This is a genomic window from Sphaerisporangium sp. B11E5, from assembly GCF_039871875.1.
Taxonomy (GTDB): Bacteria; Actinomycetota; Actinomycetes; order Streptosporangiales; family Streptosporangiaceae; genus Sphaerisporangium.
The window spans coordinates 1-13,094 of the sequence record NZ_JBDPMD010000027.1; the positions used below are offsets into that span (position 1 = coordinate 1).

General features: G+C 71.7%; 11 protein-coding genes. 5 read left to right on the forward strand and 6 right to left on the reverse strand.

What is annotated here, in order from left to right:
• The 5 genes from ABGB17_RS22940 to ABGB17_RS22960 all read right to left on the reverse strand — a co-directional run.
• The coding region (locus ABGB17_RS22940; RefSeq protein ID WP_347632809.1) for a serine/threonine-protein kinase at positions 1-856 on the reverse strand (856 nt) is incomplete at its 3' end.
• Between the two features lie 69 nt (positions 857-925).
• Positions 926-1,999: an ABC transporter ATP-binding protein gene (locus ABGB17_RS22945; protein ID WP_347632811.1), complete on the reverse strand. Its 1,074-nt coding sequence runs from the start codon at positions 1,997-1,999 to the stop codon at positions 926-928.
• Positions 1,996-2,859 (reverse strand): ABC transporter permease subunit, encoded by an 864-nt coding sequence (locus ABGB17_RS22950; protein ID WP_347632813.1) that lies wholly within the window; start codon positions 2,857-2,859, stop codon positions 1,996-1,998. Before ABGB17_RS22950 ends, ABGB17_RS22945 begins: the two co-directional genes overlap by 4 nt.
• The gene (locus tag ABGB17_RS22955) at positions 2,847-3,740 is read right to left on the reverse strand and encodes an ABC transporter permease (protein WP_347632815.1); all 894 of its coding nucleotides are present in this window, start codon (positions 3,738-3,740) and stop codon (positions 2,847-2,849) included. Before ABGB17_RS22955 ends, ABGB17_RS22950 begins: the two co-directional genes overlap by 13 nt.
• Before the next feature lie 11 nt (positions 3,741-3,751).
• Positions 3,752-4,888, reverse strand: a complete 1,137-nt coding sequence (locus tag ABGB17_RS22960; protein WP_347632817.1) for an ABC transporter substrate-binding protein — start codon at positions 4,886-4,888, stop codon at positions 3,752-3,754.
• 290 nt (positions 4,889-5,178) lie between these two features.
• Between ABGB17_RS22960 and ABGB17_RS22965 the strand changes: the two genes are divergently transcribed.
• Genes ABGB17_RS22965 through ABGB17_RS22975 form a run of 3 tightly spaced genes read left to right on the forward strand, consistent with a single transcriptional unit; the run spans position 5,179 to position 10,880 of the window.
• Positions 5,179-5,445, forward strand: coding sequence for a DUF6504 family protein (locus tag ABGB17_RS22965; RefSeq protein WP_347632819.1), 267 nt, complete (start codon positions 5,179-5,181; stop codon positions 5,443-5,445).
• On the forward strand, positions 5,445-8,858 hold the full coding sequence (gene dnaE, locus ABGB17_RS22970) for a DNA polymerase III subunit alpha (RefSeq protein ID WP_347632991.1): 3,414 nt from the start codon (positions 5,445-5,447) through the stop codon (positions 8,856-8,858). The genes ABGB17_RS22965 and dnaE overlap by 1 nt, the downstream gene beginning before the upstream one ends.
• Positions 8,859-8,915: 57 nt before the next feature.
• A complete protein-coding gene (locus ABGB17_RS22975; protein WP_347632821.1) occupies positions 8,916-10,880 on the forward strand; it encodes a serine/threonine-protein kinase in 1,965 nt (654 codons plus the stop codon).
• 2 nt (positions 10,881-10,882) lie between these two features.
• Here ABGB17_RS22975 and ABGB17_RS22980 read toward each other — a convergent pair whose 3' ends face one another.
• Positions 10,883-11,563: a hypothetical protein gene (locus tag ABGB17_RS22980; RefSeq protein ID WP_347632823.1), complete on the reverse strand. Its 681-nt coding sequence runs from the start codon at positions 11,561-11,563 to the stop codon at positions 10,883-10,885.
• 229 nt (positions 11,564-11,792) lie between these two features.
• Between ABGB17_RS22980 and ABGB17_RS22985 the strand changes: the two genes are divergently transcribed.
• Both ABGB17_RS22985 and ABGB17_RS22990 read left to right on the forward strand, forming a co-directional pair.
• Positions 11,793-12,455, forward strand: coding sequence for an alpha/beta hydrolase (locus tag ABGB17_RS22985; RefSeq protein ID WP_347632825.1), 663 nt, complete (start codon positions 11,793-11,795; stop codon positions 12,453-12,455).
• Positions 12,456-12,583: 128 nt separating this feature from the next.
• On the forward strand, positions 12,584-12,964 hold the full coding sequence (locus ABGB17_RS22990) for a helix-turn-helix transcriptional regulator (protein ID WP_347632827.1): 381 nt from the start codon (positions 12,584-12,586) through the stop codon (positions 12,962-12,964).
• The last annotated feature ends 130 nt before the right edge of the window (positions 12,965-13,094 follow it).

Below are 13,094 nucleotides of genomic sequence, written 5' to 3' on the forward strand. Positions count from 1 at the left end.
GGGTGGAGTGGCGCCAGGCTTCGGCTACCGAGTGCTGGGCTTGTTCGGGGGTGGTGCGGCCGACCATCTGGTCGAGGATCTGCTGTGAGGTGGGGCGGCGGGTGGGGTCCTTGGCGAGGGTGGCGGTGACCAGGGTGTGGAGGGAGGGTTCCAGGCCGGAGACGATCGGGTCGGCGTTGAGGATCTGGTAGAGGACGGCGGGGAGGGCCTCGCCGCCGAAGGGGGTGCGGCCGCTGGCGGCGAAGGCGACCAGGCAGCCCCAGGAGAAGACGTCGCAGGCGGGGGAGACGGGTTCGCCGCGCAGGGCTTCGGGGGCCATGTAGCGCGGGGTGCCGACGAGCTGGCCGGTGCCGGTCAGCGCGCTCAGGGTGTCCATGGCGCGGGCGATGCCGAAGTCGATGACGCGGGGGCCCACGGGGGAGAGCAGGACGTTGGACGGCTTCAGGTCGCGGTGCACGATGCCGGCGCTGTGGATGGCGGTGAGCGCGGTCGCCACACCGACGGCCAGGGCGTCCAGGCTGGAGCCCCGCAGCGGGCCGCCGGTGCGCACGGCGTGTTCCAGGTCGGGGCCGTCGACGTACTCGGTGACCACGTAGAGCTGGTCGCCGTCCAGGTCGGCGTCCAGGACCGCCGCCGTGCAGAAGCGGCGGACCCGGCGCGCCGACTCGGCCTCCCGCCGGAAACGGGTGCGGAACTGCTCGTGACGGCTGTACTCCGGGTTGATCACCTTGATGGCGACCCGATGCCCGGTGCCGTCCAGCCCGAGGTAGACCGTGCCCATACCGCCCCTGCCCAGCCGGCCGATCACCTGGTATCGGCCGATCTGGGAGGGCTCACCCGGACTCAGGTTGTTCACCACGTCGCCTAACCGCTATGCGCCTTTTGGCGAGTACCTTACCGAGCCGGGCAGCAGGCGGACGCGTGGTCACTCGGCCGCGACGGCCTCCGGTGCGGCGACAGTGGAAGAAGCGGCGACCAGCACCGGCCGTTCCACCAGCCGTACCGCGGCCCGGTCCCCGGGCGCGTACCGCGTGGCGTCGTGCCCCGGCAGGTCGGCGAGGAACTCGGTGCCCTCGACGCGCAGCCGCAGCCGCACCGACGCCCCACGGAACGACGACGACACCACCAGCGCCGCCCCGTCCGGGGACGGGCTGACCAGCACGGTCTCCGGCCGCACCAGCACGTCGACGTCCGTCGTGCCCGGCAGCGCCCCCTGCACCGGCAGCCGCTGCCCGAGCACCTCCACCTCCGCGGAGCCGGACAGCCGACCCGGCAGGTGGTTCATGGTGCCGACGAACTCCGCCACGAACGGCGTCGCGGGCGAGTCGTACACCTCGGCCGGCGTGCCGGACTGCTCCAGCCGCCCGTCCTTGAGCACCGCCACGCGGTCGGCGACCGACAGCGCCTCTTCCTGGTCGTGCGTCACGAAGATCGTCGTGATGCCCAGGGACTGCTGCAGCCGCCGGATCTCCTCCCGCAGCGTGACGCGCACCTTGGCGTCCAGCGCCGACAGCGGCTCGTCGAGCAGCAGCACCCGCGGCTCGAGCGCCAGTGCCCGGGCCAGCGCGACCCGCTGCTGCTGACCGCCGGACATCTGGTGCGGGTACCGGTCGCCGTGCACCGGCAGCCCGACCAGCTCCAGCAGCTCGGACGCCCGCGCGTGCCGCTCGGCGGCGGGCACCTTGCGCACCCGCATGCCGAACGCCACGTTGTCGCGCGCGTCGAGGTTGGGGAACAAGCTGTAGGACTGGAACACCATGCCCGCGTCCCGCCGGTTGGCCGGCACGTGGGTGATGTCGTCGCCGTCCACCAGCACGGCCCCCTGGTCGGGGGTCTCGAACCCGGCGACGCACCGCAGCGCCGTCGTCTTGCCGCACCCGGACGGCCCGAGCAGGGCGATCAGCTCGCCCGGCGCGACGGTCAGGTCCAGCCCGTCGAGGGCGGTGGTCGCGCCGAACGTCCGGCGCAGCCCCCGGAACTCCACCCGAGCCCCGTTCACGATCGACTCCTTCTGTTGGTTCCCGCGGTGGAGAGGACGAGCAGCAGCAGCCACGTCAGCAGCAGGCTGAAGATGGACACGGCGACCGACATGGCGGCGTTCGCCCCGGAGATCGTGACGATCCACACCGAGAACGGCTGGAACCCGAGCAGCCGGGCGACGGTGTACTCGCCGAGCACCAGCGCCAGCGTGAGGAACGACGCGCTGGCGAGCCCGGACTTGAGGTTCGGCACGATGACCCGCAGCAGCACGTGCGGCCAGGACGCCCCGCAGTTGCGCGCCGCCTCCACCAGCGTGCGCACGTCCATCGCGCCGAGCCCGGCGTCCAGCGCCCGGTACACGAACGGCAGCGCCAGCACGACGTACGCGATGACCAGCACCACCGGGAACGCGGGGTTCTGGATCGCGATCACGGTCTGGTAGAACGGCGTGGTGGCGAGGTGGTCGGGTCCCCAGCGCAGCACGGTGCCGATGCCGGCCACGAACGTGATCGGCGGCACCACCAGCGGCAGGGTGCACAGCACCTCCATCACCGGCCGCAGTTTCGGCGCGCTGAGCCGTACGGCGAGCATCGCGGGCAGCGTCAGGGCCAGCACCACCACGATGGTCGCGGCGGCGAGCCCGAGCGACAGCAGCAGGCTCGGCACGAAGCCCTCGGCGCCGAAGATCTCCAGGTAGGCGTCCAGCGTGAACCCCCGGACGGGGTCGTTCACGGTGAACACGAACGACGCCAGCAGCGGCACCACGAAGTACAGCGCGGCCACCGCGAGCACCACGCCGCGCCAGACCCGCACGCGGCGGGGCCGCGCCGGACGCGGGGCGTCGACGTCGGGCAGGACGGCCGGGGTCAGCGCAGCCATTTCGCGCTCCTGCGCTGGAGGGGCAGGTAGACGGCCATGACCAGACCGGCCACCACGATCATGTCGAAGCTGAGGGCGAGCGCCACGTTCTCGTGCCCGATCAGCACGTTGCCGGTGAGCGCGTCGGCGATCTGCAGGGTGACCAGCGGCACGACCGTGCCGACCATGGCGGCGGCGGTGGCGTACGCGGCGAAGGCCCCGCCGAACAGCAGGACGACCCCGCCGAGCAACGCCGGGGTGAGCACCGGGATGCCGACGTACCGCCAGAACTGCCAGGCCGAGGCGCCGTTGTTGCGTGCCGCCTCACGCCACTGGGGGCGCAGGCCGTCCAGCGCGGGCACGACGACCAGCACCATCAGCGGGATGGAGAAGTAGAGGTACACCAGGGCGAGGCCCCAGAAGCTGTAGAGGCTCCACCCGGCGCTGTCCAGCCCGAGGCTCCGGGTGAGCACACCGGAGTTGCCGAGGGTGGCGATCCAGGCGAACGCCAGCGGCACGCCGCCGAAGTTGGCGAGCACCCCGGACGCGGTGAGCACGGCCTCGCGCAGCGCGCGGAACCGCGAGGTCACGACGGCCTGGGCGAGGAACGTGCCGAGCACCGCGCCGGCCACCGCGACGAGCGCGGACAGTTTGACGCTGCCGAGCAGCGCGGTGAGGTAGGCCCCCTGGAGGGACTCGGTGAGGTTGGCCGTGGTGAAGGAGCCCTCGGAGGTGAACGCGCCGCCGAGCAGGGCGACGGCCGGGATGCCGAAGGCGAGCCCGACGAAGATCAGCAGAGGCAGCGCCGCGGTCCAGCCGGGCGAGCGGAGGCGCCGCCCGCCGCTCCGGGCCTTCGCGGTCCGGGGCAGGCGGGCGGGCGCCGTTGAGGAGGTGTCCGTCATGGCAGGACGGGTCAGCCGGAGACCGCGGCGCCCCAGCCGGTGGCCAGGACCTCCTTGGCCTTGGTGACCTGGGCGTCGCTCGGGAACTCCGGCGTGCCCTCGACGGCGGGCAGCTTGGCGACGAGCGCCGCGTCGGCCGTGCCGTCGGTCTGCATGGCGGGCAGCAGCACCGCGCGGGCGTAGCCCTTCAGCCACAGGTTCTGGCCCTCGGGGCTGTACAGGAACTCCTCCCACAGCCGTGCGGCGGCGGGGTGCGGGGCGTCCTTGTTGATGGCCTGGGCGTAGAACTGGGCGTACTTGCCGTCGGTGGGGACGGCGACCTTCCAGTCGACGCCCTTGCTGACGAACTCCTCGGTGTAACCGGCGTTGAGGTAGTCCCAGTCGATGCTGATCGGGGTCTCGCCGCTCTGCACGGTGGCCGGGGTCGACTCGACGGGGTTGAAGTTGCCCGCGTCCTTGAGCTTCTTGAAGAAGTCGATGCCGGGCTGGATGTCGTCGAACGAGCCGCCGTTGGCGAGCGACGCGGCGTACACGCCCGCGAACGCGGCCCCCGCCTTGGTCGGGTTGCCGTTCAGCGCGACCTTGCCCTTGTACTCGGGCTTGAGCAGGTCGGCGAACGTCTGCGGGCAGTTCTCCACCTTCTTGGCGTCGCAGCCGATGGAGATGTAGCCGCCGTAGTCGTTGTACCAGGCGCCGTTCGCGTCCTTCTGGCCCTCGGGGATCTTGTCCCAGCTCTGCACCTTGTACGGCGCGAACAGGCCCTCGGCGGCGCCGCTCAGCGCGAAGGCGGTCCCCAGGTCGAGGACGTCGGGGGCGCGGTCCTGGCCCTTGCGGGTCTTGACGGCGTTGATCTCGTCCTGGCTGGACCCGTCGGGGTTCTCACTGTTGACCTTGATGCCATATTTCGTGGAGAACGCCGAGATGATTTCGCCATAGTTGGCCCAGTTCGGCGGAAGGGCGATGACGTTGAGCTGCCCCTCCTTCTTGGCCGCTTCGACCAGTTTGTCCATGCCGCCGAAGTCGGCCGCCGAGGTGGCGGTCCTGCCCGCGCTCGCGGCGGAGTCACCGCCGGAGCCGGCGGTCGGCGCGGCGCCACAGGCGGCGCCAAGAGAAGCGGCGACGGTAAGGACGGCCGCCAGGCCGGCCATACGCGTACGAGAAGAATGCACGTTTAGCTCCCGCTATCAGAGGTGTGAGGGGAAGCTACGCCGTCTCGGACAATAAACAGTGACTTGTCCGCTGCGTCCGGGTGTAGTGGTGTGAACGAACAATGATGTGATCGTCACGGTCAAGTCCACACGATCACCAGGCACGTCGCGCGACACGCCCGGCTCGTATGGATTTGCCGTATGGCCGCTGGGAACGTATGTTCGAACCAGCACCGCCCGTCTTCCCCCGGGTGCTCCACAGTTCCAAGGACCCAGGGAGAAGATCCGCCTTGAGCAGAATCTACGGCGATCCCATCGAGGTGTGGACGCGGGAGGATGAGCCTGCCCGCTTCGTCTGGCGGGATCGGCTGTACGTCGTGCGCCGCGTGCTCGACCACTGGGTGACCTCCCGCGAATGGTGGAAGATCGCCGAGAGCGACCCGGGCGAGCGGCGTTTCTGGCGGGTCGAGGCCAGCCCCGGCGGCCAGGCCGGCACCTACGAGCTGCGCTACGACACCGCGAGCGAAGGCTGGCTGCTGCTGAGGGCGTGGGACTGATGTTCGCCCACCTGCACGTCGCCTCCGCGTACTCGCTGCGGTACGGCTCGGCGTTCCCCGACGCCCTGGTGGCCCGCGCGGCCGAGCGCGGCATGGACGTGCTCGCGCTGACCGACCGCGACGGCATGTACGGCACGGTCAAGCACGTCCAGGCGTGCGCCGCGGCGGGCGTCGCCCCCATAGTGGGCGTCGACTTCGCGCTGGACCGCCCCGGCGACGACGCCTGCCGGGTCACCGTGCTCGCCCGGTCGGACGGCTGGGCACACCTGTGCCGCCTCACCACCGAGGCCCACCAGGCGGGGGAGCGCGGCGAGCCGTACGTGACCCGTGCCATGATCGCCCGGCACGCCGCCGGGCTGGTGGTGCTGCTCGGGCCGAGGTCCGACACCGGGCAGGCGGTCGCCGTGCGCCACGACCAGCGGGCCCGCGACCTGCTCGCGGCGTGGCGGGCCGCCGTCCCCGGCGTCGTGGTGGAGGTGGTCGACCACTACGGGCAGCGGGACATGGGGGTCGCGCGCCGCATGCTGGCCCTGGCCAAGGTGGCCGGCGTGCCGGCCGTGCTGACCAACGCGGTGCGCCACCTGGACCCCGGCGACTACCGGGTGGGCGACGTGCTGGACGCGGCGCGCAAGCTCGTGCCGCTGCACCCCCGCCATCTGGAGCACTCCGCCGCGCACGCCTACCTCAAGGACGGCAGGGAGATGGCGCTGATGGCGTCGCGCCTCTGCGGCGACGCCGGAGGGGAACTGCTCGCCGCCACCCGCCGGGTCGCCGAGCGTTGCGTGCTCGACCCGCTGGAGGTCCTCGCGCTGGTCGGCGACCCGCAGCGGCTGCACCTTCCCGAGGTGGACGGCGATCCCGTGCCGCTGTTGCGCCGCCGCTGCGAGGAGGGCCTGCTCCACCGCGGCATGGAACGCTCCAGCGAGGCCCGCCGGCGCCTGGAGGACGAGCTGGCCGTCATCGAGCGCAAGCGGCTGTCGGGGTACTTCATCGTCGTCGCCGGCATCACCGACATGATCCGCGAGATGGGGGTGCGCTGCGCCATCCGCGGCTCCGGCGCCGGCAGTCTCGTCACCCACCTGCTGCGCATCGGCGAGGTCAACCCCCTCGACCACGGCCTGCTCATGGAGCGTTTCCTGTGCGACAGCCGCAGGGGCCTGCCGGACATCGACGTGGACGTGGAGTCCGCGCGGCGCCTGGACTGCTACCGCGCCATCCTCGGCCGGTACGGCGAGAGCCGCGTCGCCTGCGTGTCCATGATGGAGACCTACCGCGCCCGCAGCGCCATCCGCGACGTCGGCGCCGCCATGGGCCTGCCGCCGCACGAGATCGACGCCATCGCCAAGGCGTTCCCGCACGTGCGGGCCCGCCAGATCCGCACCGCCCTCACCGACCTGCCGGAACTGCGCGGCAGCGGCCTCAACGACCGCGCCCTGTCCACCATGTTCACGCTCGCCGAGAAGCTCGACGGCCTGCCCCGGCACATCGCCCTGCACCCCTGCGGCGTCCTCGTCGGCAACGCGGGGCTGCGAGACCGCACCCCGGTGGAGCGCAGCCTGCTGGGGTTCCCGATGAGCCAGTTCGACAAGGAGGACGTGGAGGAGCTCGGGCTGCTCAAGCTCGACGTGCTCGGCGTGCGCATGCAGTCCGCCATCGCGTACGCGCTGACCGAGATCGAGCGGGTGGACGGCACGCGCGTCGACCTGGAGCGCGACGTGCCCCGCGACGACGCCCCCACCTACGCCATGGTCCGCACCGGCCGCACGCTCGGCTGCTTCCAGATCGAGTCCCCCGGGCAGCGCGAGCTGGTCGCCAAACTGGAGCCCAAGGTGCTGCACGACCTGATCGTGGACATCTCGCTGTTCCGCCCGGGCCCGGTCAACTCCGACATGGTCACCCCGTTCCTGGAGGCCCGGCACGGCTGGCGCGAGCCGTCCTACCCCCATCCGCGGCTGCGCGAGGCGCTGGCCGAGACGCACGGCGTGGTCGTCTTCCACGAACAGGTGCTGCGCGTCATCGACGTCATGACCCGCTGCGGGCTGTCGGAGGCCGAGCGCATCCGCCGCAAGCTGGGCGACCCCACCGCCCGGCAGGAGGTCATGACGTGGTGGGAGCTCAACGTGCTGCCCGAGTACGACCGCGCCACCACCGACCACGCCTGGCACATCCTCGACGCCTTCGGCTCGTTCGGCTTCTGCAAGGCGCACGCCGCCGCGTTCGCCCTGCCCACCTACCAGTCGGCCTGGCTGAAACGCCACCACACCGCCGCGTTCTTCGCGGGCGTCCTCACCCACGAGCCCGGCATGTACCCCTCCCGGGTGCTGCTGGACGACGCCCGCCGCTGCGGCGTCGCCATCCTCCCGCTGGACGTCAACGACTCCGGGCGGCACTGGCAGGTGGAACGCCACGCGGGGACGCCCGGCGACGACCTCGACCACATCGGGCGGGGCTACGGCCTGCGTGTCCCCTTCTCCTCGGTCAAGGGCGTCAGCGAGGCCGAGATCGACCGCATGGTCGCCGGCCGTCCGTACACCTCCCTCGCCGACTTCTGGGCCCGCGCCCGCCCCTCCCGTCCCGTCGCCGAGCGCATCGTGGAGGTCGGCGGCTTCGACGCCCTGCACGACGTGCACCCCGGCGGCCCCCGCTGGCGTCCCGGCAGGCTGACCCGCCGCGACCTGGTGGCCCACATCGGCACCCTGGACCGCGCCTCGGCCACCGGCACCGTCACCGCCGCGCGGGCCGCGGCCGTGCAGATCCCCATGGCGTTCACCGAGCGCATCGAGCCCGGCGAGTTCCCCGAGATGACCGAGGCCGAGGCCGTCCAGGCGGAGCTGGAGATCCTCGGCATGGACGTCAGCCACCACGTCCTGGACTTCCACCAGGAGCTCCTCGACGCCATCGGCGTGGTCCGCTCCCGCGAGCTGCTCACCATGCGCAACGGCGCCGAGATCCTGGTGGCCGGCGTCAAGGTCGCCACCCAGACCCCCGCCGTACGCTCCGGCCAGCGGGTCATCTTCACCACCCTGGACGACTCCACCGGCCCCGTGGACCTGACGTTCTTCGAGTCCGTCCAGGGCCACTGCGCCGCCACCGTCTTCAGCTCCTGGCTCCTGGTCGCCAAGGGCGTGGTGCGCCGCGTGGGCGGCCGGGCCGTCACCCTGCGCGCCGTGGACTGCTGGAACCTGGTCGACCTGGACGAACTGTGGCGCACCCAGGGCCCGGACGAACTGCGCCGCCTCCTGCTGACCCCGCGCGCCACCACCACCCCGGGCGTCGCGGGCGTCCCGCTCACGTACGCCAACGGCTACCGCATCTCCCCGTACGCCGACATCGGCCCCGCGCCGGGTGCCCGCACACCTCCGAAGAAGCTCTGGCACACCAGCCCTGGCAGCTCGGGTCCCACGGCCCCGTAACCGCTGAATCACAATCGGCAGGCATGCCCGGTACGCAGGGGTACGCATGGTTTCCTGATGCTTGTGGCGGAGGATGTGGGAACGGTGGTGGCCGGCCGGTACCGGCTGGTGCGGCTGCTGGGCGAGGGCGGCATGGGGTCCGCCTGGCAGGCCGTGGACGAGCGCCTGCGGCGCGACGTGGCGATCAAGCAGCTCAGGCTGCCGCCCGGTCTGCGGCCCGAGGCGCGCGACCAGCTCGTGGCACGGGTGGAACGGGAGGCGCAGGCGGCCGGGGGATTACGCCACCGCGGGATCATCACGGTGTACGACCAGATCACCGACGAGCAGGGGTTGCCCTGGATCGTCATGGAGCTCATCGCGGGCGGTTCGCTCAACCAGGTGGTGTCCGAGGGCGGGCGGCTGTCCCCCGAGTGGGTGGCGCGCATCGGCGCGGAGGTGGCCTCGGCGCTGGCGGCGGCGCACGCCGCGGGCATCGTCCACCGCGACGTCAAGCCGGCCAACATCCTGCTCGAAGGCGACCGGGTGGTGCTCACCGACTTCGGCATCGCCACCCTGGAGGGCGACGCCACCCTCACCCCCACCGGTGTCATGATCGGCACCCCGGCGTACATGGCGCCCGAGCAGATCGACGGCAAGGAGGCCACCGCGGCGTCCGACATGTGGTCACTCGGCGCCACCCTCTACACGGCCGCCGAGGGCCGCCCGCCGTTCAGCGCCCCCACGACCGCCGCGCTCCTGATGGCGGTCAGCCGCGGCAAACCCGCGCCGATGGCCCACTCTGGACCGTTACAGCCCTTGTTACGCGACCTGATGAGCAAGAACCCCGCCGCCCGCCCCACCGCCGCCCGCGCCGCTTCCGCCCTCTCCACGCTGCTCGACCGCCCCGACGCCTCCACCGCTTCGGTACGCGGCCGGACCAAGCCCGCCGAGACACTCCCGCCCACCCGGCAGCAGACCCAGGTCCCCCCGCGAGCCCCGCGCGTGACCCGCCGCCGCGTCCTGCTCGGCCTCGGTGCCGCCGGCGTCCTCGCCGCCGCCCCCACGGCCTACTTCCTCACCCGCGGTACCGGCCCGGACTGGAGCGCCCCCGCCGTCCTGGACGCGGACTTCCCCGGCCACAACGCGGGAATCATCTCGCTGGTCTTCGGCTCCGGTGGCAAGACCATGGTCAGCGCGAGCTGGGAGGACGTCGTGCGCTGGTGGGACGTCTTCGACGGCAAGGCTGTCGGTAGGCCGTTCACCACCGGCGAGGGCGGTGACCACCCTCCGAAGACGCTGCTCAGCCCGGACGGCGAGCTCCTGGCCGCCGCCGGGAGGATTCCCGGCACGGCGAGCACGGGTGACAAGAACACGCTCCGATTGTGGAACACAACCACCCGCCAGGCTGTCGGTGATCTCACCTTGGAGGACACCGGCGACTACGCGCGGTGCATGGCGTTCAGCGCGGGCGGTGAACGGCTGGCGGTGTTCCACAACTACGACTTCGTGATCCGCGTCTACAACACGGCCACCCGTGAGCGGCTCGTCGGCTTCCCCCGCCAGGGCAACAACGCCGACACCCTGGCGTACAGCCCCGACGACAAGCTCCTCGCCAGCGCCAGCGAGGTGGGCGACGTGAACGAGCTGCAACTGTGGGACATCGGCTCCCGCGCCCCCATCGACCCGCCCTTCAGGCACCCGCACCGGATCGTCACCCTCGCGTTCAACCCAAGCGGCGACATCCTGGCCTCCAGCGGCGACGACGTCACGGTCTCCCTGTGGGACCCCGGCACCAGCACCCCCATCGCCAAGCTGCCCAAACGCCACATCGCGAGCATCCGCACGATGGCCTTCACCCCGGACGGCTCCGTCCTCGCCACCGGTGGAAGCGACGGCGTCTGGCTGTGGGACATGACCACCCGCCAGCCTCTCGGCACGCTCCTCAAGCACTCCAGCCTCGTCACGGCCCTGGCGTTCCATCCCGCGGGCGACATCCTCGCCATCGGCGGCAGCGACGGCAAGATCAGACTGTGGCAGGCGTGAAGCTAGTCCCCGGCCGGGTAGGTGTGCCGGGGCAGTGACCTCAAGGCGGGCAGCAGTTTCAGGCGGGGGGCCAGGCCGGACGGACGGGCGATCCATTTGGCCATCGTGACCTGGCGGACGGTGGCCGCGCACAGCAGGGCCGCGAGGACGGCCACGGCGAGTTCTGTGGGGCCGAGGCCGGTCAGGGAGTGGCCGGCGGGAGCCTGGCCGATGGGCAGGTGGATCGCGATCAGGAACAGGGTGGCCAGCCAGGACGCCCACCAGGCCGCCAGCAGGGCCAGCCACGAGGCGCGGCGGGCGTCGCGGGCGCCGGTGGCGTCCTCACGCAGGGTGTACAGCAGCAGCGCGGGGGCGGCCAGGTTGAGCACCGGGACGAACCACGCGACGGCGATCATGCCGGGGGTGGCGCCGGCGTGGCGCAGCCAGGAGAAGTACGAGCAGCCGGCGGCGACGGTGGCCGCCACGACCAGCAGCACCAGGACGGCGAACCACGTCACCGCGCCCACCATGGCCTGCGTCTCAGGGGCCCGGGGGTCGGTGCCGAGCACCGCGACCTGGCGGGCGAGCTGCCGGCCCCTGGCCTCCTCGAAGACGACCAGGCAGGCCAGCGTGGCGATCTGAGCGGCGAGCGCCAGGTAGACGCCGATCGCCGCCCTGCCCAGTGCGGACCGCGCGTAGCGCATGTCGTTCTCCTCTCGGCATGCGCGGGCACAGCCAATCCGGTGACGCAGCGCGACGCCTGGTTGACTTGTATCCAGTCGCGAACCCCCCTAATCGACCCTCGGGCCCAGAAGATCCCCGTTCTCCGCCGAAGGCGTAATCTCCGATAGGACAGGGCGGGGACCTGCGAAAACGGTAGAAATTTAGCCCTGAGTAAGGAAATGTCGGGCGGGGCCTCATTACCATGGGCGAATGTTGATCACGGCACATGTCAACGGCATCGGCCTGGCTTACTGGATGGAGGGCACGTCCGGCCCGCCGCTGATCCTGCTGCACGGCCGTACGGCCACCCACCGCGACTGGGGCGGGTCCATCGCCCACTTCGCCGCCCGCCACCGCGTGTACGCCATGGACATGCGCGGCCACGGCGCCAGCGAGTACGCCGACGACTACAGCTTCCCGGTCATGGCCGAGGACGTCCGCGCCCTCCTCGACCACCTCAGGATCGACCGCGCCTCCATCATCGGGCACTCCCTGGGCGGCGTCGTGGCCTACCACTTCGCCATGACCCACCCCCACCGCCTGGAGCGCCTCGTCCTGGAGGACCCCCCACCCCCCTTCCCGGTGATCCGCGACCCGGTCCAGGAGGACGACTCCACCGGCTTCGACTGGCACATGGTCCACCAGACCGAGGCCCAGTTCCGCACCCCCGACCCCGCCTGGCCCGAAGCCCTCAAGCGGATCACCACCCCCACCCTCGTCCTCTCCGGTGGCCCCAAGAGCCACGTACGAGCCCCCGAACTGGCCGCCCTCATCCCCGGCGCCCACCTGGTGACCCTCGACACCGGCCACCTGGTGCACACCACCGCCCCCGACGACTTCCACACCACCGTGGACGCGTTCCTCCACACCTGACCGCCGGCCACCCGCGACGCGGCGCACCGCCCTGGGCCACCAGCGAACACGTCCGTGCCCACGACGAGGAACTTCGCTTCCTGGGAACCAGCTCTTCCCGTCCTTAGATTACCTAGGTAACCTAAGGTATGGCTTTTCCGTCTCGTGTCACCGCATCCCTGCTGAAAGTACTGGCCGTCTTCATCCAGGCGTTCGAGGACGACACCGGCCTGCACGGTTGGGCCATCAAGAAGGCGGCGGGCCTGTCGGGTGCCGCCACCTACAAGATGCTGGACCGGCTGGAGGACGCCGGGTGGGTCGCCGGTCAGTGGGAGCCCAGCCCGGAAGCCGGCAAGCCTCAGCGGCGGGTCTACCGGCTCACGCCCACTGGTGAGCGGGCGGCCCGGGCGGTGTTGTCGGAGCGGTGGCCGGAGGCGCTGGCGCGTCCGTCGGGGGCGAGGGGCGTGCCGCGGCCGGAGCCGCTGACGGGGTTCTTCGGGGACTTCGGGTTACCGGGGGACGCGCGATGACCGTCAGGGACGTACTGGTCGGGGTCGTGGTGACGGTGGCGGCGGCCGAGTCGTCGACGTTGCTGGAGTGGATGGGCCGGCGGCTCATCCACTGGGCGGTCAGGCTCTCTCACGGGGAGACGCCGAGGAG